Source organism: Synechococcus sp. WH 7805 (assembly GCF_000153285.1).
GTDB lineage: Bacteria > Cyanobacteriota > Cyanobacteriia > PCC-6307 > Cyanobiaceae > Synechococcus_C.
Window position 1 is genome coordinate 721,968 of the sequence record NZ_CH724168.1, and the last position, 19,453, is coordinate 741,420.

Genomic DNA, 19,453 nt, shown 5'->3' on the forward strand with positions numbered 1-19,453 from the left:
AGCGCCCTTGCTCTTGTGGATGTTCAGGTGCAACACAACGCTTGAATACAAGGACTGCAGAATCCGCAGATGCCGTTCTCTGTTGCTCCAGCACGAAGTCCGGCCGCACTCAGCCGTCTGATTCTCCACTTGAGGCCTTATCGGCGGAGAGTCTGGGTGGCGGCAAGCTGTTCAGTGATCAACAAGATCTTCGACCTCGCTCCGCCAGTGCTGATCGGCCTTGCGGTGGATGTTGTCGTCCAGCAGGACACGTCCTGGCTGGCGAAACTCGGTGCGACAACGGTGCCGACCCAGCTCACGGTGCTGGCTGGGATGTCCTTCATCGTCTGGACAGCTGAATCGCTCTTTGAGTACTTATATGGAGTGCTCTGGCGAAATCTCGCCCAATCCACGCAGCACAGTCTTCGGCTTGAGGCCTACGACCATCTCCAGAAGTTGGAGATGGATTTTTTTGAGCGCGACAGCAGCGGCCGGCTGCTGACCGTTCTCAATGACGACATCAACCAGCTCGAGCGCTTTCTTGATCACGGTGCCAACGAAATCCTGCATCTGATCACAACCGTTTTGCTGGTAGGAGGCGCCATGACCGTTGTGGCTCCAGGGGTGGCGCTCTTCAGCTTTCTGCCCATTCCAGTGATTCTCTGGGGATCCCTGCGTTTTCAACGCCAGCTGGCTCCGCGCTACCGGGAGGTTCGTGAACGGGCCGGCAACCTGGCAGCCCGACTCAGCAACAACCTAGGGGGAATGCTCACCATCAAGAGCTTCGCCAACGAGGCCTGGGAGATGGAGCAACTGCGGGAGGAGAGCAATGCTTACCGGCACTGCAACCGCAGCGCCATTCGCATCTCGGCTGCCTTCATCCCCCTCATTCGCTTTGCGATCTTGTTCGCGTTCCTGGCAATCCTCCTGATCGGAGGTCTCCAGGCGTGGCAAGGCGTGATCGCTGTTGGCACCTACAGCTTTCTGGTATTCATCACCCAGCGATTGCTTTGGCCTCTCACCACGCTCGGCCGCACGCTTGATGATTACCAGCGGTCCATGGCCTCCACCCACCGGGTACTGGATCTGATCGACACACCGATCCGGATCGCTGGAGGCAACCGGACGCTGGATCAAGCCCGCATCCGGGGCGAAGTGCGTTATCAGGCCGTGAACTTCTCGTACCGGGACCGGCCACCTCTCCTGAATCACTTCGATCTGACCATCAAGGCAGGAAGCACCCTGGGGATTGTCGGCGCGACCGGATCAGGGAAAAGCTCTCTCGTGAAACTTCTGCTGCGTCTGTATCCCCTGAGCGGAGGCCAGATCCTTCTCGATGACATCCCGATCGATCAATTGCAACTGGGTGACCTGCGGCGAGCGATCGCTCTCGTCAGCCAGGACATCTACTTGTTTCATGGCACCGTGAGGGACAACATCGCCTATGCGGCTCCGGAGGCCACCGAAGCGGCGGTGCGTGAATCGGCCCGACAGGCCGAAGCGCTCGACTTCATCGACGCCCTCCCGGATGGATTTGACACGGTGGTGGGCGAACGAGGCCAGAGGCTCTCGGGTGGTCAGCGTCAGCGCATCGCCCTCGCACGGGCCATCCTGAAAGATGCGCCGATCCTGGTGCTCGATGAGGCCACAGCCGCCGTTGATAACGACACTGAAGCGGCGATCCAGCGATCCCTGATGCACATCACCGCCAACCGCACCACACTGGTGATTGCCCATCGCCTCAGCACGGTGCGTCATGCCGATCGAATCGTCGTCATGGATCAGGGACGCATCGTTGAAGACGGAACCCATGATCAACTTCTGCATCAGCCAGGTGCCTATGCGGACCTTTGGCGCGTGCAAGCCGGTCTCCGAAGCGACGAAGCTCTGGTCCTCTAATCGCAGGAGCTGATGTCAGCTTCAATACATCACATGATGGAGCATCCGCTGGGCATTTTCGCCCTGCTGGTGGCCATCGCCGTGCTGGTGCCACCTCTCACCAGACGCCTGCGACTACCAGACCTCGTGGGCCTTTTGGCAGCAGGCGTTTTGGTGGGTCCCCACTGCCTGCAATGGCTTGATGCCCAGGGAGAAACCATCACCCTGCTCTCCGACATCGGCGCGATCTACCTGCTGTTCACCGTCGGGCTGGAGATCGATCTCGAGGAATTCAACCGCGTCAAAAACCGCTCGGTGGGATTCGGTTTGTTGGTGTTTGCCTTCGGCGTCGCCACAGGGGTCGGTATCGGCCAGCTTTTTGGTTTCTCCCTGGTCCCCAGCCTGCTCCTCGGGGCTCTGATGGCAACGCACACCCCCCTTGGCTACCCGATCGTGCGCAGCTATGGAGCCCAGCGTGATGAGTCGGTAATCGTCAGCGTTGGCAGCACAATCCTCACGGATATCGCCGCGTTGCTCCTGCTCGCTGTCGCCCTGGGTCTTGGTCGCGGAAACCTCACAGCAGCGGGGATGACAGGGTTGTTCGCCAGCATCGCGCTTTTCTCTCTGGGGGTGGTCTGGGCGATCCGATGGCTCGGACGACGTCTCTGGATGCGAAGCATCACCGATGAAAACCGAGTTTTTCTCACAGTGTTGCTTGCTCTGTTCATCGCCTCACTTGGCGCTGAACTCGCAGGTGTCGAAAAAATTGTGGGCGCTTTTCTCGCCGGACTAGCCGTTAATTCCGTGTTGCCGGAAGGGAGAGTGAAGGAGCAGGTGATCTTCGTCGGTGGGGCACTCTTCATTCCCATCTTCTTCATCCACCTTGGGCTGCTGCTCAATCTCAGTGACCTCGCCGCGAGCGTGAACACGCTCGACTTCACCGCGTTGATGCTGATTGGGGCTCTTGGCTGCAAGGCCCTGGCCGCTGTGATCGCCGGCCGCTGGTTCCGGTACAGCAACAATCAGATCTTGCTGATGTGGTCCCTGGCGATGCCGAAGGTGGCCGCCACCCTGGCCACAGCCTTCGTGGGATTTCAAGCCGGACTGCTTGATGCCACGGTGCTGAACAGTGTGCTCGCCGTGATGGTGGTGACGGCGACCCTTGGCCCGACCCTGACCACCCGCTCCGTTGTGGCGCTGATGGAACCAGATGAGAGCAGCTCCAATCCGATCCTCAGCGGCTCAGCAAGGAATGAAACCGCCAACACGCGCATCCGAGCCGTGGTCCGAAGGCCCCTGAACGTGGTTGTGCCCATCTCGAATCCAGACACAGAGAGGCGCCTTCTGACCATTGCTGCACGCTTGCTCAAAGGAGACGATGCCAAGAGCGGACAGCTGCTGCCCCTGGCCCTGGTCAGCCCCAATCTCGAGGATGCAAGAGGTGGTCTGAACAGAGCCCTGGCCGCGGCACGAGAGCGCCTCAAAGAGGCGTCAGTGATCGGCAACCACCTCTCGGTGAACACACGGTGCTTACTCCGATTGGATGAGGACATCCCTGGCGGCATGAGCCGCAGCGCCCTTGAGCAAGGAGCCGATTTACTTCTGATAGGTGCTGGCCGTCCCGATCGCTTGCGCAACTGGCTCTTCGGCGACTTGGTGGATGGAGTCTGCAGAACGGCGCATTGTCCCGTGGTGGTGGTGAATCTGAAGGAAGAGACCGAGACGGAATTCCGCAGAATCCTTGTTCCAATCAAGGATCTCTCCTCCAATGCGCGGGAACAGTTCGAGCTGGCATTGCGCCTTCAGGGCAGCGCAGGGGAGACCAATGGCGCAAGAATCACCCTCCTCCACATTCATGACCCTCGCTTCAATCGGCATGACCGATCTTGGATGCGTGAAGAACTGCTCAGTTGGTCTGCTCGGGACGACGCCGAAGGACTTGATCTGCGCATTGAACTCTGCGAAGGGCCTGGAATCGATCGATTCATTCACGTCCAGAGCCGTAATCACGATCTGGTGATCCTGCGCTCTCAGCGACGGCGAGTTGCAGGTCTGCCGATCCCTGCCAGTGACCGCACAAGCAATCTGGTGAACCAGCTGAAGTGCGCTTCCTTGGTGGTCAGCGACCCCCTGCACTAAGCAGCAACGTGAAGAAAGCCTTAAGAGCTGGGAAATAACCGCCTAAGTTAAAGGCATGAACTACCGGCAGCGCGTCGGAATCAAAACCCTTCTCATGGCGGCTGCCGGAGGGCTGGCAGGAGGATTTCTGTTGGCAATTCCGCTGAGCCGAGCTCTGATGCCGGATGCGGACGCCCCGCCAATGATTCCGGTCAGCAATCCATTCTCGGCCTGGTCGGTCTTCGACAATCGCGAGATCCTGGTTTTGGGGGTGGATGAAGGAGGCGGAAACACCGACGCCATTTTCACCGTGAGGCTCGAAGCGGGCCGAACTTCGATCACCCAAATTCCTAGGGACAGTTACATCGATTCACGCAGCTTCGGTCCGCTCAAGGCCAATGCCTTGTTTGCTCGTGGTGGCGCGGACGCCGTGAAGAAGGAACTTTCACGGCTGATGGGACGTCCGATCGACCATCACATCCTTGTGAATCTGGAAGGAATCCGCACCCTGAGCAATCTGGTGGGCGGCGTGGAAGTGGATGTTCCCAAACGGCTTTACTACCGCGACAACAGCCAGGGTTTGCTGATCGATCTACAGCCGGGCCCCCAAGTGCTCCGCGGCCGTGAGCTGGAGGGATTCCTGCGCTGGCGCCATGACGGGGAAGGAGACCTCGGACGACTCGAACGTCAAAAGCTGGTTCTGAAAAGCCTGTTCAGCACCCTGACGAAACCCCAGCATCTGCTGAAGCTCCCAGCGCTGATCAAGGCGGCGGGCCGCAATCTCGACACAGATCTCGGCGCGATGGAACTGGGGGGGTTGATCACGGCGATGGGTCTCACCGAACTGGAAACCGAACGGCTACCGGCGCGACCCTTCTATCGCAATGGAATCAGTTATCTGGAGACGGAGTGGCCGGGTGAGAGGCCCCGGGGCAGCGATGCCACTGAGTCCAGCAGCTGGCGCTATCGCTTTCTGTTCTGAGCCAAAGGCAGAGGAGAAAACCACACTGTCGGAGATGTCAGGAATGGATTGGACAGCAATCTGCTGCGACAGAGTCTTCGACTGGGTCACAGCATCCTGATCACCTGTGCCATCGAAGGCGATCTTGGCTTCCGTCACCTTCAGCTTGCGCTTGAGATCGTCGATCTGGAAGGTTCAATCGAGTTGTTCGGTTTCGATACCAAGCTTGATCTCCTGAAACTTTGCGATTTCATCTTTGCGCTGGATCTCGATGTCATCCAGCTTGGCCAGAGCCGTGTCCAGGGCTGCCTTGGCAGTGGCGATGCGCAGTGCATCGCGTTGGTTGAGCTTCTCGTTCTGAAGGATCAGCTGCTCGAGATTGCCTTTCTGCTGCTCGAGCTGCCGTTCCAGACGCCCTGACCTTCCACCTGGGTCGGGACAGGCCAAAAAATCAGCCAAAGACCCAATAAACCGCCGATGCCAACCAAAAACGTCCCCACCTGCTGGTGGTCAGAGAGGCCACTCAAGCGACCTCTGAGTCGTTCAACCCGGCTGGATGTCGTCAAAAAAACATCCTGCTGCTGACTCGCGACTGCCGCTTCAGGCGGGAGGACAGTTCAAACAAACGGCAGCAACTCAGATCAGCAGGGTGAAGGAGGTGATCACTGACTCGAACAAACCCTGCACTTTTGTCCAGCGTTCCTCGTTGGTGCTGGTGGCCAGGGTGTAAAGGCGACCGCGATCGACCACGACAGTGGCCAGCTCGTGTCGATCACGGTCCTGAAGATGAACCGCGTATTCCAGGTCATAAAACGTATGACCGTCGCTCTCCCGTTCACGCGCTTCGATGAGATCTGCCTCACGGCCACTGCCGTCCGGAGCAATCACGTCCCGGCGGAGTCGTTCGCCAACGGCAACGGCACTACCCAGCTCTTCAAGGTCATCGTCTGGATCCACATCCGAGACCACCAGGCTGACGGTCTCATCGCTATTGATCAGATCGTGAAAGACCACCTGCGGCCCCCCGGTCACGGCCACGCGAGTCCACCCGGTCGGATAGAGGAAGGCATAACGTCCATCTGGGCTCTTGAAGGAGTTGAGCCCCGCCCCCGCTCCGCTGCAAGCGGTCAGCATCAAGATGCAGAGCAGTGCGCACAACGTTCTGAGCGAAGAGTGCAGCGAAAAACGCATCGGGCCATCGTCAGGATGTGGCCATTCTGCCCGCGCAAATGCCTGCCTAGATTTCAGACACTTGCCAAAGAGTTCTGAGCGGCTTCACCCGCCCACTGGCACGGCTGATCGATCAATTCGAGCGGTTGCCTGGTATCGGACCACGCACTGCCCAGCGACTGGCCCTGCATCTGCTTCGCCAACCGGAGGAGCAGATCCACAGTTTTGCCAATGCACTCTTGGCAGCGCGAACGGAGGTCGGCCAATGCCAGACCTGCCACCACCTCAGCGCAGAGCCAATCTGTGAGATCTGCCGCAATCCCGAACGGTCCAACGGCCAGATCTGTGTTGTGGCCGATTCACGCGATCTCCTGGCGCTAGAGCGCACACGGGAATTTTCCGGCCACTATCACGTTCTTGGAGGCCTGATCTCGCCCATGGATGGAATCGGACCCGACCTGCTTCAGATCTCCAGCTTGGTGAAAAGGGTTGCAGCCAGCAACACCGAAGAAGTGATCCTTGCCCTCACACCCAGCGTGGAAGGAGACACCACGAGCCTCTATGTGGCTCGGCTGCTGAAACCTTTCACCACGGTGAGCCGAATCGCCTACGGACTCCCGGTGGGCAGCGAACTGGAATACGCCGACGAGGTCACCCTCAGCCGGGCGCTCGAAGGGCGAAGGGCTGTCGAGTGACATGGGTCAGATCAGTCGCTATTCCTCCATCCCACCGAGGGAACGTCTACCCGAATGGTTGCGGCGATCCGTAGGCGACGCCTCCGCGATCGAACGTGTTCAGACCCTTGTGAAATCCAACGCTCTTCACACCATCTGTGAAGAAGGACGCTGCCCGAATCGGGGCGAGTGTTATGCCGCCGGCACGGCCACATTTCTGCTGGGTGGGTCCATCTGCACCCGCAGTTGTGCGTTCTGTCAGGTGGACAAGGGCCGGGCCCCCGAAGCCCTGAACCCCTTGGAAGCAGAGCGGGTGGCGGATGCCGTGATCACTATGGAGCTGCGTTATGTGGTGCTCACCGCAGTCGCCCGAGACGATCTTGAGGACCATGGAGCATCCCTCTTCACCAGTGCCATGGAGGCGATCCGACAGCGCAATCCGTTGATCGCGATCGAGGTGCTCACTCCAGACTTCTGGGGCGGGCGGCCAGACCAGCGCGAAGGAGTCCAGGTCCAGCGGCAGCGATTGAAAACGGTTCTGGATGCCCTACCCATCTGCTTCAACCACAATCTGGAAACCGTTGAGCGATTGCAGGGCGAAGTGAGACGGGGAGCGACCTATGAACGCTCGCTTGGATTGCTGGCCGCTGCGAAGGAACTCGCACCTGAGATTCCCACCAAGAGCGGACTGATGCTCGGGCTAGGCGAGACCCGGGAGGAGGTGATCCAAACCATGGAGCACCTCCGCTCTGTGAACTGCCAGCGCCTGACCATCGGTCAGTACATGCGGCCTTCCCTGGCCCACATTCCCGTCGCCCGCTACTGGCATCCGGATGAATTCGCGGAACTGGGGACTATCGCCAGGGAGCTTGGCTTCTCCGTAGTGCGCAGCGCACCACTGGTGCGCAGCAGTTATCACGCCGCGGCCTGAGCACGCCAACGCCCAAGAGCGCCTTCGAGCACAACAGCACAGTCGCCCACCATCAGTTCACCTGCACCGCCCCACACCATGCGCAGAGGGAGATCCAAAAGAGCAGCCTGCACCTCCCGCACCGACTGGAATCCCTTGGCCTGGAAGTAGCGGACCAGTCGCCGATGCTGACGCTCGTCATCTCTGATGGCGAGCAAGCGGGCACGGCGGCACGGGGTGGCTTCAAGGGCCCAGGCCATAGTCGCGGCCCAGATCAGATCAGCGCATCCCGCCGGTGCACCGGGGAGAACACGCAGCGTGTCGAGCTGAAGTCCACCGGAGCGTCCATAGGCCCAGGCTTTCATCTCCCCGAGCAACTGCAGCCTCTCCTCGCTGGAGCGGGCCACCACAAGACGCAGACTCCACAGGCCCAGGGGACGTCCCACCTGCAACCTCAGCAACAGGTCGCGGCTGCAAGCCTCGCGTTCAAGTTGATCCAGCATTGGCTCAGTCTGAGGGGTAAGAGGTGACCGAGGTCACCGCCTCAACAGGCAAGGCGCCATAGAGGTGGGGGAACAGCTCTCCACTGGGAACGGCATCAGCGCGCAAGGGGGCCTGAATCTGCATCGGATCCACGGTGAGCAAGCGAACATCACCGGCATCAGCGTAAAAACGCCGAAAGGTATCGGGTATCTGGTCTCGCCAGGACAGGTGAATGAAACCCACCTGTTCCAAAGACAACCCTCGGGTTGAGGTGGAGTAGTGGCCGCAACGCTCGGCCTGCGACCAGTCCTCTGCAAGAGCCAGATGGAACAGAGGTTGGTCCTTGGGTACGGCAATGGCGTCGGCTGGGAAATGGGGCTGATGCCCCCCTGGAGCCCATGGATCGGCCCGTTGCATCAAGCGTTCAAATCCAGGGTTGTCGAGGAAGCCCTGCAACCAGCCGCGCAGGCCCTTCAACCCCTGATCACTGTCGAATCCCTGCGGATCGGCAATCCGCCACTGACGCACAAATGGGAACAAGGCCCCATCCGCCAGCGAACATCCACCGTCGAGAAGCCAGCCTCCATGGCCGTCGATCCGCTGCGACCAGCGATGGAGAATCTCCAGACCAGCCTGTTGGTGGTGTTCTTTGCAGGCTCCGGGATAACGATCTGTGTATTTGAAGCGATCCAGATGATGCTTGAACACACCATCGTTGGCGTTGATCAGATCACGGATCTCGGCTTGCTGCTTGAGGCACTGCCGACGGGCGAGGTCGCGGGGATCAGCCTGGTGCAGAGCCCAGTGGATCACATCCGCACTTTCATCGACGGTCGTCCCGTCGGAGAGCACAAGAACAGGAACGGTCCCTTTCGGCGACCTCTCCAGCATGGCGGCGGGCTTCGCCTTGAGTTCCACCTCCCTCCATCGCACCAGGAGGCCTGCCTCGAGAATGGCCCAGCGGGCTCGCATCGCGTAAGGACAACGCCGGAAGCTGTAGAGGATCGGCAGGGCTGTCATGGTCAGTGACCACCTGCGTGCTGCTGCTCCCACTGGCGTTGGCGTTCACGGAAACGGGCACGATCCCGATCCGAGAACAGGTCCTTGCAGTGAAGACACTGCACACCGGGGATGTAACTCTCCATGGTCCGTTGCTCAGGCGTGAGCGGCAGGCCGCAGGCATGACAAAGCCTGTGCTGCCCAGGTTGAAGCTGGTGGTTGAGAGCGACACGCTGATCGAACACGAAGCACTCCCCCCTCCAGCGGCTTGCGGATTCGGGAATCTGCTCCAAGTAGCTGAGAATCCCTCCCTGAAGATGATGAATCTCAGGAAAACCGTTCTGCATCAGATAACTGCTGGCTTTCTCGCAACGGATGCCACCAGTGCAGAACATGGCAATCCGAGCTGGAGCCCTGCTCTCTACGAGCGGGCGAAGTTCCTTTTCAACCCATTCAGGAAACTCTCTGAAGCTATCGGTGCCTGGATCGACAGCACCCTCAAAGCTGCCAATGGCCACCTCGTAGCGATTGCGCGTGTCGATGAGGAGCGTGTCCGGATCGTCCACCACAGCATTCCATTCGGACGGGGAAACGTACGTGCCCACTCGCGCGCGCGGATCGACCGACGGGACACCCATGGTCACGATCTCCTTTTTCCGCCTCGCTTTGAACCGCCGGAAGACCTGGCGGTCACAGTGACTGAATTTCACCTGAAGGCGCTCAAAGTGCGCATTGCCAAGTTGCAGGTCAGACCGCAAGCGCTTCAGAAGTTGGCCAACCCCCTCATCGGAACCGGAAATGGTTCCATTCACCCCCTCAGATGCGAGCAGCACGGATCCGAGAACGTTCCCCTGAGCAGCCAGTGCTGGAAGCTCCTCCAGCAATCGTGCGAGCGTGTCCCCCTCTAGCGGCGTGAAGGCGTAGAACGCAGCCACCAGGAACCGGGATGGAGCCGGAGGCTTCAGGCTCATGCGACAGAGCGCTCCTGCCAGCTGGCCTGCACTCCAGCTGCAGCGAGAAGGGCACGGTCGGACTCAACCGCTGGGTTGCTGGTGGTGAGCAGGGAATCTCCATAAAAAATCGAGTCGGCTCCCGCCTGCAGACAGAGGATCTGAGCTTCTCGATTGAGCTGCTCACGCCCAGCACTCAGCCGTACCCTGCTGTGGGGCATCAAGATGCGGGCGACAGCCACCATGCGCACAAGCTCCAAGGGGTCGATGCTCGGTTGGGCCTCCAGTGGGGTTCCCTCCACAGCAACGAGCGCATTGATCGGCACACTCTCAGGATGGGGATCCAGACACGCCAACACCTGCAGCATTGAGGCGCGATCCCGCAGCGATTCGCCCATGCCGATAATTCCGCCACAGCAGAGCGTCACGCCCGCCTGACGAACCCTCTGAAGCGTTTCCAAACGCTCCTGATAGGTGCGAGTCGTGATGATGTTGTCGTAGTGCTCCGGGCTGGTGTCGAGGTTGTGGTTGTAGGCCGTGAGCCCAGCCTCCGCCAGTCGCTGAGCCTGCATGTCAGTGAGCATGCCCGCGGTCACGCAGGCCTCGAGGCCAAGCTCCCGTACACCACGCACCATGGCCAGCATCGATTCGAATGCAGGCCCCTCACGTATCTCACGCCAAGCCCATCCCATACAAAAGCGATCCGCACCGGCCTCGGCGGCCACACGGGCCCTGTCCAGAACCGCCCTCACCTCAAGATCCGGCTGACCGGTGACATCACTGCTGTGATGCATCGACTGAGGGCAGTACGCACAGTCCTCCTCGCAGCCTCCGGTCTTGACGCTGAGCAGTGAAGCCAGTTGCACTCTGTAGCCGGGATTGGCGGCCCTGTGGACACCCTGAGCACTCCAAAGAAGATCCATCAAAGGGCTCTGGAGAAGGTCTTCAATCTCCCCCAGAGTCCAGTCATGGCGTTGATCTACCTGTTCGCTCATCGCACCAGCCACGTGTCCTGCAGTGATCAGGATCCCAGAGCATCCGGCGTGACCCCGTCAAGGCCACCAAAGCGCCGGCAACGACTCTGGTAGTCGAGCAGAGCGGAGAACAGCGCATCGGCACCGAAATCCGGCCAGAACACGTCGGTGACATGAATCTCCGCATAGGCCAGTTGCCAGAGCAGGAAGTTGCTGATCCTCCGCTCTCCGCTCGTGCGGATGAGAAGGTCCGGATCGAGCTCTCCAACGGTGTAAAGCTCTGCGGCCAGTGTGTTCTCATCGATCTGGGAAACCTCAAGTTCCCCAAGGGCTACCCGCTCAGCGAGGCGTCGTGACGCTCTGACCAACTCCCGGCGTCCGCCGTAGTTGGTACAAACATTGAAATGGATGCCACGGTTGTCGGCAGTTCGCCTCATGGCATCAGCGATCAGCGTCTGCAGTCGCAATGGGAGATCTTCCAGATCACCGAGAAACCTGATTCGAACCTGCTCTGATTCCAGAGCATGGAGTTCCCGCTGCAGCACCCGTTCGAACAGGGTCATCAAGAAATTCACCTCCTCTCCGGGGCGCGACCAGTTTTCCGTCGAAAACGCATAGGCCGTGAGGGCACGGATGCCCAAGTCGCTGCAGAGTCGGAGTGTGGACTTGAGTGCTTCGACACCTGCTCTGTGACCCATCACCCTGGGCAACCCTCGAGCTTTGGCCCAGCGTCCATTGCCATCCATGATCACCGCTAGGTGCCCAGGAAGCTTGGACAGATCCAGACCGTCGGGAATGCATCTGGAATGAACCTGATCGGCACTGGTGGCCAGTTGACGACTCAAGGCAAAGATTCCTGAGTTCCTGTCTTAACGCTACGTGGAGACGGAACTTTCATCGATGCCGATGAAACAGAAGCGGCAATTAATTCGGTGAGGAGGTCCTGAAGACGAGAACTCGTGATCGGGCGCTCGAGCCTTCCCTGGTTTGCCAACGAGAGGGTTCCAGACTCCTCGGATATCACCACGCAGATGCAGCGGTCGAAGCGTTCGGTGATTCCCAGTGCTGCCAGATGTCGGGTGCCGTAGCGACTGACCCCCTGCCTGGACAGAGGCAGGATCACACCAGCTGAAATGATGCGATTCCCCTTAATCACCACCGCACCATCGTGAAGAGGGGTATCGGAAGCGAACAGATTGAGAAGCAGCTCTTTACTGAGCTGCGCATCGACAGTCACACCAGGATTGAGAAAGTCCTCAGGCCTGAGATCACTGCCGAGATCAACCACGATCAGAGCCCCACGACGGCTCTTCGACAGGCGCCCAGCAGCCTCGGTGAGCTGAGCAACCGTGCTAGCAGTCGTTCTGAGTCGACTCTGTGGATTCCCAAGCAGCACTGCCAACCGGCCTGTGCCGAGAAGTTCCATCAACCTTCGCAGCTCACCCTGCCAGAGAATGGCCAGCGACAAAGAGCATGCCAAAACCAACGCATCAATGAACGTTGATGTGAGAGGGAGCTTCCCAGACCACTTGAAGAACCAGGCCAGAAAAACAAGAAAGAGATATCCTCTGAGCAACCAAAGAGTTCGCGGTTCCCTGACGCGAGAGAACAGCAAGAACCCGACCAATACTGCACAAAGGATGTCGAGAAGGCGCCACTGCACAACTGAAGCCCAGACAAGGTCGAACAGCTGGCGCCACTGCATTACCGCCAACACGTTCATCCATCCCTCCTCTTTTTTTAGACTAACGATCGCAGCCGTTCTGGCAGCAGGTCGTAGCGCAGCAAATCCTCTGGCTGTTCCCTCCGCTGAACCAGCTCCGCTTCAGACGCACTGATCAGAACAGCAGCAGGTCGAGGGATTCGGTTGTAGTTGGAGCTCATCGAACTGTTGTAAGCGCCAGTCGCAAGAACAACAAGAATGTCCCCACTGCTGCAGGAGGGAAAGGCGAGGTCCTTGAGCAGTACATCACCTGACTCACAGTGCTTGCCGGCGATAGTGACCATTTCCTCAGCTCTTGCCTGGGGGCGATCTGCAAGGCAGGCGGTGTACTGCGATTGATAGGTAATCGGTCTGGGGTTGTCGCTCATGCCTCCATCCACAGACAAATAGGTACGGATCCCTGGCACTACCTTTCTTGCACCGACTGTGTACAGCGTCACTCCTGCTGTAGCCACAAGAGATCGACCGGGTTCACAAAGAAGGCGCGGCAACTCAAGATTCCGTTCTCGGCAAGCGGACGCCACAGCCGAACCGACGACTTGAACCCATGCATCAATGCTTGGGGGGTCGTCACTGGCTGTGTAGCGGATCCCCAGACCTCCACCCACATTCAGATCCTCAACAGGGTGCCCAAGAGTTCTCGCCAGAAGGAGGGCATCGGCCATCACGGCGGCGAGATCTCGGTGGGGCTCTAGCTCAAAGATCTGAGAGCCGATATGCGCATGCAGACCCTCGACCCTGGCCCAGGACGCGCCTTGCAAAGAACGGAGGACCGGCTCCAGCTGATCCGGGTCGAAGCCGAACTTGCTGTCAAGGTGGCCGGTACGAATGTACTCATGGGTGTGACATTCGATCCCTGGCGTGAAGCGGAGCATGAGCCGCACCGGTTCACCCTGGTCTGGAACGATGGTTTGGAGTAAATCCAGATCGTGTTGATTGTCGGCGACCACCATCACGCCGTTCCGATAAGCAAGAGCAAGCTCCTCAGAAGATTTGTTGTTGCCATGCAGCACCATCCGATCGGCGGGCATGCCTCCATCGAGAGCTGTGATCAACTCCCCAGCCGATACCGCATCGAGTCCGAGTCCTTCGGAAGCCACGACAGCTGTGAGAGCCATCGAGCTGTTGGCTTTGGAGGCGTAGATCGCCAGAGAAGGGCCCGGATAGTGACGCTCAAGAGCCTCTCGATAGGCCCTACAAGCCTGGCGGATACTGGCTTCATCCAAAACGTATAACGGTGTCCCATAGCGCTCCGCCAGTTCGCTCAACACACAACCGCCGATGGAAAGCTTTCCCTGGTCATCGATCTCCGCGGTGATCGGTGCGAGGTTCCGGTTGGGACTCTTCAGGTCACACCCGGGGTCGAAAGGCTGAGGCATTGAAGTGTGGACCAACAGTGAAAAGCAATGTACGGAGCCACGTCATAGGGAGAGTTTTCATGCAGCCACCTCCAGGCCTGAGAGGGCCGCATCCACTCGGTCCAGCAGATCTGGGCGCTTGCCTGGCCCTCGATCGCATCGCGCTGAAGGGCCTCTGGACGCCAGAACAATGGGAGAGGGAACTGACCGATGAATCCAGGCTTGTGTTGGGGTTGGAAGACGAACAAAGCGACCTCATCGCCCTTGCTGCAGGGTGGCTGGTGGCTGACGAACTCCAGATCACGGCTGTAGCTGTTGCCCCCCATCAGAGGAAGCGAGGGCTAGGGAGCTTGATCGTGAAAGCCTTGATCCAACGAGGGCAGCTGAAAGGAGCTGTCGAAGCGAACCTGGATGTTTCAAGCAACAATCCCGCAGCGATTGCCTTGTACGGAAGTCTGGGCTTCGTGACCACCGGATTCCGACGTGATTACTACCGAGATGGGAGTGATGCACTCCTGCAGCGGCTAAAAATCAAAACGGGTAGGGATATCCACACTGAACAAACAGAAAACCCATAACATTTCGGCATTGATTAATACTTTCTACGGCGTTCAACCCTCGGCATCACAGGGATCTCGCACAGAGCCCTTTTAGGTCACGCAAACCCGTTACTCCTGATAGCTTGGTCCCAACAGCTGCCGGCCTGAACGATGTTCGAAAGGTTTACGGAAAAGGCCATCAAGGTGATCATGCTGGCCCAGGAAGAGGCTCGTCGCCTCGGCCATAACTTTGTTGGCACAGAACAGATCCTCCTGGGTTTGATCGGAGAGGGCACGGGCGTCGCCGCCAAAGTGCTCAAATCCATGGGCGTCAATCTCAAAGACGCCAGAGTCGAGGTTGAGAAAATCATTGGTCGCGGGTCTGGGTTCGTCGCCGTCGAGATCCCCTTTACCCCGAGAGCCAAACGGGTCCTCGAACTCTCGCTGGAAGAAGCTCGTCAACTTGGTCACAACTACATCGGAACTGAACACCTTCTGCTCGGACTGATCCGGGAGGGTGAAGGCGTTGCGGCCCGCGTTCTGGAGAACCTTGGAGTCGACCTTGCCAAGGTGCGGACGCAGGTGATTCGCATGCTTGGAGAAACTGCGGAAGTAGGAGCAGGGGGTGGCAGTGGTTCCGGAGCAAAGGGATCCACGAAGACCCCGACACTCGATGAGTTCGGAAACAATCTCACCCAGCTTGCTGGCGAAGCCAAATTAGATCCGGTTGTTGGTCGTCATAACGAAATCGATCGCGTAATTCAGATTCTTGGTCGACGCACCAAAAACAATCCAGTTTTGATTGGTGAGCCAGGTGTCGGCAAAACCGCAATTGCTGAGGGGCTCGCTCAGAGGATTCAACAAGGAGACATACCAGACATCCTTGAAGACAAACGTGTGCTTACTCTCGATATAGGTCTTCTTGTCGCTGGAACGAAATACAGAGGTGAATTTGAGGAGCGCCTCAAAAAAATTATGGAGGAAATCAAGTCAGCCGGGAATGTCATTCTTGTGATTGACGAAGTGCATACCTTGATCGGCGCAGGTGCCGCTGAAGGTGCCATCGATGCAGCAAACATTCTCAAACCGGCCTTAGCAAGAGGCGAACTTCAGTGCATCGGAGCCACCACCCTCGATGAGTACCGCAAACACATTGAGCGTGATGCTGCCCTTGAACGACGCTTCCAGCCCGTCATGGTTGGAGAACCTTCGATTGAGGACACCATTGAGATTCTCAGAGGACTGCGTGAGCGCTACGAACAACATCACAGACTGCGGATTACTGATGAAGCTCTTGAAGCGGCAGCAACCCTCGGTGATCGTTACATCTCCGACCGCTTTCTTCCTGATAAAGCCATCGATCTGATCGATGAAGCCGGCAGCCGCGTTCGCCTCTTAAATTCCAAGCTTCCTCCTGAAGCCAAGGAGGTGGACAAGGAACTTCGCTCCGTTCAGAAGGAAAAGGAAGATGCCGTTCGCGAGCAAGATTTCACCAGAGCAGGCGAACTACGAGATAAGGAAGTTGAGCTTCGAGACAAGATCAGATCCCTGCTGCAGACCTCACGCCAAGACATCCCCGCTGAGCAGCAGGCTTCAGATGAAAATTCCGGAGAGCCTGCATTGGCAACGGAAGGGTCCGAAACATCGGAATCAGCGGTCACCGGCACAACCCCGGTCGTGAATGAAGAAGATATCGCCCAAATCGTTGCCTCTTGGACGGGTGTGCCTGTTCAGAAGCTCACTGAAAGTGAATCAGTGAAACTTCTCAACATGGAAGAAACGCTGCACAAGCGTTTGATTGGTCAGGACGAGGCTGTTAAAGCCGTATCCAAGGCCATTCGTCGGGCTCGTGTCGGTCTTAAAAATCCCAATCGTCCCATTGCCAGCTTTATCTTCTCTGGCCCGACTGGTGTGGGTAAAACCGAGCTCACCAAAGCACTAGCGGCTTACTTCTTCGGAAGTGAAGACGCCATGATCCGCCTCGACATGTCGGAATTCATGGAGCGGCATACGGTCAGCAAACTGATTGGATCTCCTCCGGGCTACGTGGGATTCAATGAGGGCGGCCAACTCACTGAAGCCGTACGTCGCAGGCCCTACACAGTGGTTCTGTTTGATGAGATTGAGAAAGCGCACCCTGATGTCTTCAACCTGTTACTGCAGCTCCTCGAAGACGGCCGCTTAACCGATTCGAAGGGTCGGACTGTGGATTTCAAGAACACCTTGATCATCATGACGTCGAACATTGGTTCGAAAGTGATTGAAAAAGGTGGCGGCGGCCTCGGCTTTGAGTTCTCCGGCGAAAATGCCGAAGAGAATCAATACAACCGAATCCGCTCCCTCGTTAACGAAGAGCTGAAGCAGTACTTCCGCCCTGAGTTCCTGAACCGACTCGATGAAATCATTGTGTTCAGGCAGCTCAATCGCGACGAAGTCAAAGAGATCGCAGAAATCATGCTGCGCGAAGTCTTCGGGCGTATCGGCGAGAAAGGGATCACTCTCACTGTGTCCGATGCGTTCAAGGAACGACTCGTCGAGGAGGGCTACAACCCTGCATACGGCGCAAGACCACTGCGTCGTGCCGTCATGCGCCTGCTTGAAGACAGCCTTGCTGAGGAAGTTCTCACGGGTCGCATCAAGGATGGGGACGAAGCCGAAGTTGATGTGGAAGATGGCAAGGTGGTTGTTAAACACCTCAACCGCACGCCCAGCGACATACCCGAGCTGGCCAGTGCCGGTCGCTGACCTGGATGTCCTCAACAGACAGCAACTGTTTGATCTCTCAACACTGCATTGCACCGGACCTCGTGATTCGCGGCTCCGGTGCATGGCAAAGCGCTCTGACCAAGATCCGTGCGCTCAGCTCCAGACCACTGTTCTTGGGTCGAAGCGCAGCAACCCAACCACTGCGCAACGGACTGATTACCAGCCTGGTATCCGCAGGCCTTGACGTCACGCCTGCATGCCTGAATCACGACTGCTGCGAAGAGGATTTAAGTCGTCTCGAAGCGGCTTTCACAGTTCACCGCGGTGATGCCGTCATTGCCGCAGGCGGGGGCAAGGTGTTGGATGCTGGCAAGCTCTTGGCCGATCGTCTTGATCTGCCGTGCATCACAGTGCCACTGAGTGCGTCAACTTGTGCCGGCTGGACCGCGCTTTCCAATCTGTACACCCCTGAAGGAGCCTTTCTTGGCGATCAGGCCTTGAAACGCTGTCCTGATCTTCTGGTGTTCGACCACGATCTTCTTCGCCAGGCACCACCCCGCACTCTCGCCAGTGGCATCGCTGATGCCCTTGCCAAGTGGTATGAAGCCTCAGTGAGCAGCGGCGCCAGCCACGATGGACTGATTCAGCAAGCTGTCCAGATGGCGCGGGTGCTGCGGGATCAGCTCTTGATTGACAGTGTGGATGCCATGCAGTCCCCCGGGGGAGACGCCTGGGTGCGAGTGATTGAAGCCTGCGGGCTGACAGCCGGCCTCATCGGAGGACTAGGGGGAGCTCGCTGCCGCACGGTTGCAGCCCATGCTGTTCATAACGGGCTCACCCAACTCCAGGCTTGTCACGGATCCCTCCACGGCGAAAAAGTGGGCTTCGGAGTGTTGGTTCAGTTGCGACTCGAAGAACGTTTGGGTGGCAATCGCTTGGCAGAACAAGCCCATCGCCAATTGTTACCCCTGCTCATCCAACTCGGACTACCGGTGAGCCTCGACGATCTCGGTCTTTCCAATGCCAGTTTGAGTGACCTTCAACAGGTGTGCGAGTTTGCCTGCCGTGAAGGATCCGACCTTCACCATCTTCCCTTCTCCGTGACGCCTGGAGCGCTTCTGGAAGCTCTTGTGGGAGCAGCCGAACCCGCCGTTCGACGCCCTTGAAAACTCAACTCGAGGCCATCCGCTCCAACCTGTTGGACCCCCAGGCTGTTGCGCTTCTCGACCATCTGCAGTGGTGGGACCTCCCTGAACTGGGGATCGATTCTCCTTTTCCTGTCGCCGTTCTCGGCCAAGGGCAGCCCCTCTTGCTGCTCCATGGATTCGATAGCAGTTTTCTGGAGTACAGACGGCTCGCACCACTGCTTTGCAGTCGGTTCCAGTTGTTCATCCCCGACTTGTTCGGTTTCGGTTTCAGCCCAAGACCACGCACGGCTCACTACGGCAGAGAACCGGTTCTGCTCCATCTGGAGCGCGTTCTTCAACGGATCCCCGGCAACCATCCGATCGGTGTCGTCGGCGCATCGATGGGAGGGGCTGTCGCGGTGGAGATCGCCCGTCGCCAGCCAGATCGGATCAACACACTGCTCCTGCTGGCACCGGCTGGACTGACCGGGCGTCCCATGCCCGTGCCACCCCTACTGGATCGACTCGGTGCCTGGTTTCTCAGCCGCCCGGGCGTGCGCCGTGGTCTTTGCCGACAGGCGTTTGCCGATCCAGACCGTGATGTCGGTCCTGCGGAAGAGCAGATTGCGTCTCTCCATCTTCAATGTCCAGGCTGGAGTGAAGCGCTGGCAGCGTTTGCCCGCAGCGGTGGCTTCTCAGGCAGTGGCCACCCACTGCCTCAACAACCCATGCATGTGCTTTGGGGAAACAACGACAGGATTCTCAGGGCGGGACAACAACAAGCCTTAAGCGCCCTGCTGGAGCATCCGGTGGAAGCCCTCGACGCCTGTGGTCATCTCCCGCACATTGATCGACCTCAGGACGTCTCGGAACGATGCAACACTGTGTTCCTGCCTGGTTGATC

The 19,453-nt window shown here is 58.5% G+C and carries 18 protein-coding genes; 10 read left to right on the plus strand and 8 right to left on the minus strand.

The window, feature by feature from the left end; all coding sequences use genetic code 11:
• Positions 1–69 precede the first annotated feature (69 nt).
• Genes WH7805_RS03940 through WH7805_RS14325 form a run of 4 tightly spaced genes read left to right on the plus strand, consistent with a single transcriptional unit; the run spans position 70 to position 5,356 of the window.
• Positions 70–1,878, plus strand: a complete 1,809-nt coding sequence (locus tag WH7805_RS03940) for an ABC transporter ATP-binding protein (RefSeq protein WP_006041689.1) — start codon at positions 70–72, stop codon at positions 1,876–1,878.
• A 12-nt stretch (positions 1,879–1,890) separates the two neighbouring features.
• The gene (locus WH7805_RS03945) at positions 1,891–3,996 is read left to right on the plus strand and encodes a cation:proton antiporter (protein WP_038004375.1); all 2,106 of its coding nucleotides are present in this window, start codon (positions 1,891–1,893) and stop codon (positions 3,994–3,996) included.
• 55 nt (positions 3,997–4,051) lie between these two features.
• Positions 4,052–4,957, plus strand: a complete 906-nt coding sequence (locus WH7805_RS03950) for an LCP family protein (protein ID WP_006041691.1) — start codon at positions 4,052–4,054, stop codon at positions 4,955–4,957.
• Positions 4,958–5,005: 48 nt separating this feature from the next.
• Complete coding sequence (locus WH7805_RS14325; RefSeq protein ID WP_006041692.1) at positions 5,006–5,356, plus strand: hypothetical protein; 351 nt, start codon at positions 5,006–5,008, stop codon at positions 5,354–5,356.
• Positions 5,357–5,572: 216 nt separating this feature from the next.
• Here WH7805_RS14325 and psbP read toward each other — a convergent pair whose 3' ends face one another.
• Complete coding sequence (gene psbP / locus WH7805_RS03960; RefSeq protein WP_038004378.1) at positions 5,573–6,127, minus strand: photosystem II reaction center PsbP; 555 nt, start codon at positions 6,125–6,127, stop codon at positions 5,573–5,575.
• A 104-nt stretch (positions 6,128–6,231) separates the two neighbouring features.
• On the opposite strand from psbP, the gene recR reads away from it, so the two are divergent.
• Positions 6,232–6,801 carry a recombination mediator RecR gene (gene recR, locus WH7805_RS03965; RefSeq protein WP_038004380.1) on the plus strand — a complete coding sequence of 190 codons (570 nt, stop codon included), beginning with the start codon at positions 6,232–6,234 and terminating at the stop codon, positions 6,799–6,801.
• A gap of 10 nt (positions 6,802–6,811) precedes the next feature.
• Complete coding sequence (lipA, locus tag WH7805_RS03970; RefSeq protein WP_038004999.1) at positions 6,812–7,711, plus strand: lipoyl synthase; 900 nt, start codon at positions 6,812–6,814, stop codon at positions 7,709–7,711.
• Here the strand turns inward: lipA and WH7805_RS03975 are convergent.
• The 7 genes from WH7805_RS03975 to lysA are packed head-to-tail and all read right to left on the minus strand — an operon-like array spanning position 7,696 to position 14,198.
• On the minus strand, positions 7,696–8,193 hold the full coding sequence (locus WH7805_RS03975) for a hypothetical protein (protein ID WP_006041696.1): 498 nt from the start codon (positions 8,191–8,193) through the stop codon (positions 7,696–7,698). The genes lipA and WH7805_RS03975 overlap by 16 nt on opposite strands.
• 4 nt (positions 8,194–8,197) lie before the next feature.
• Positions 8,198–9,193 carry a DUF952 domain-containing protein gene (locus WH7805_RS03980; RefSeq protein WP_006041697.1) on the minus strand — a complete coding sequence of 332 codons (996 nt, stop codon included), beginning with the start codon at positions 9,191–9,193 and terminating at the stop codon, positions 8,198–8,200.
• A gap of 2 nt (positions 9,194–9,195) precedes the next feature.
• Positions 9,196–10,143, minus strand: coding sequence for a rhodanese-related sulfurtransferase (locus WH7805_RS03985; RefSeq protein ID WP_006041698.1), 948 nt, complete (start codon positions 10,141–10,143; stop codon positions 9,196–9,198).
• Positions 10,140–11,117 carry a biotin synthase BioB gene (gene bioB, locus WH7805_RS03990; RefSeq protein WP_006041699.1) on the minus strand — a complete coding sequence of 326 codons (978 nt, stop codon included), beginning with the start codon at positions 11,115–11,117 and terminating at the stop codon, positions 10,140–10,142. Before bioB ends, WH7805_RS03985 begins: the two co-directional genes overlap by 4 nt.
• Positions 11,118–11,143: 26 nt before the next feature.
• Complete coding sequence (locus WH7805_RS03995) at positions 11,144–11,941, minus strand: isoprenyl transferase (RefSeq protein WP_006041700.1); 798 nt, start codon at positions 11,939–11,941, stop codon at positions 11,144–11,146.
• Entirely contained in the window at positions 11,938–12,819 is an 882-nt protein-coding gene (gene cdaA / locus WH7805_RS04000) for a diadenylate cyclase CdaA (protein ID WP_038004383.1), read from the minus strand. Before cdaA ends, WH7805_RS03995 begins: the two co-directional genes overlap by 4 nt.
• Positions 12,820–12,836: 17 nt before the next feature.
• Positions 12,837–14,198: a diaminopimelate decarboxylase gene (gene lysA / locus WH7805_RS04005; protein WP_006041702.1), complete on the minus strand. Its 1,362-nt coding sequence runs from the start codon at positions 14,196–14,198 to the stop codon at positions 12,837–12,839.
• A gap of 59 nt (positions 14,199–14,257) precedes the next feature.
• On the opposite strand from lysA, the gene WH7805_RS04010 reads away from it, so the two are divergent.
• From WH7805_RS04010 to WH7805_RS04025, 4 genes are all read left to right on the plus strand, one after another.
• Positions 14,258–14,755 carry a GNAT family N-acetyltransferase gene (locus tag WH7805_RS04010; protein WP_006041703.1) on the plus strand — a complete coding sequence of 166 codons (498 nt, stop codon included), beginning with the start codon at positions 14,258–14,260 and terminating at the stop codon, positions 14,753–14,755.
• Between the two features lie 132 nt (positions 14,756–14,887).
• Entirely contained in the window at positions 14,888–17,461 is a 2,574-nt protein-coding gene (locus tag WH7805_RS04015; RefSeq protein ID WP_006041704.1) for an ATP-dependent Clp protease ATP-binding subunit, read from the plus strand.
• 5 nt (positions 17,462–17,466) lie between these two features.
• On the plus strand, positions 17,467–18,588 hold the full coding sequence (locus WH7805_RS04020) for an iron-containing alcohol dehydrogenase family protein (RefSeq protein ID WP_006041705.1): 1,122 nt from the start codon (positions 17,467–17,469) through the stop codon (positions 18,586–18,588).
• Positions 18,585–19,451 (plus strand): alpha/beta fold hydrolase, encoded by an 867-nt coding sequence (locus WH7805_RS04025; protein ID WP_006041706.1) that lies wholly within the window; start codon positions 18,585–18,587, stop codon positions 19,449–19,451. Before WH7805_RS04020 ends, WH7805_RS04025 begins: the two co-directional genes overlap by 4 nt.
• Positions 19,452–19,453: the final 2 nt, after the last annotated feature.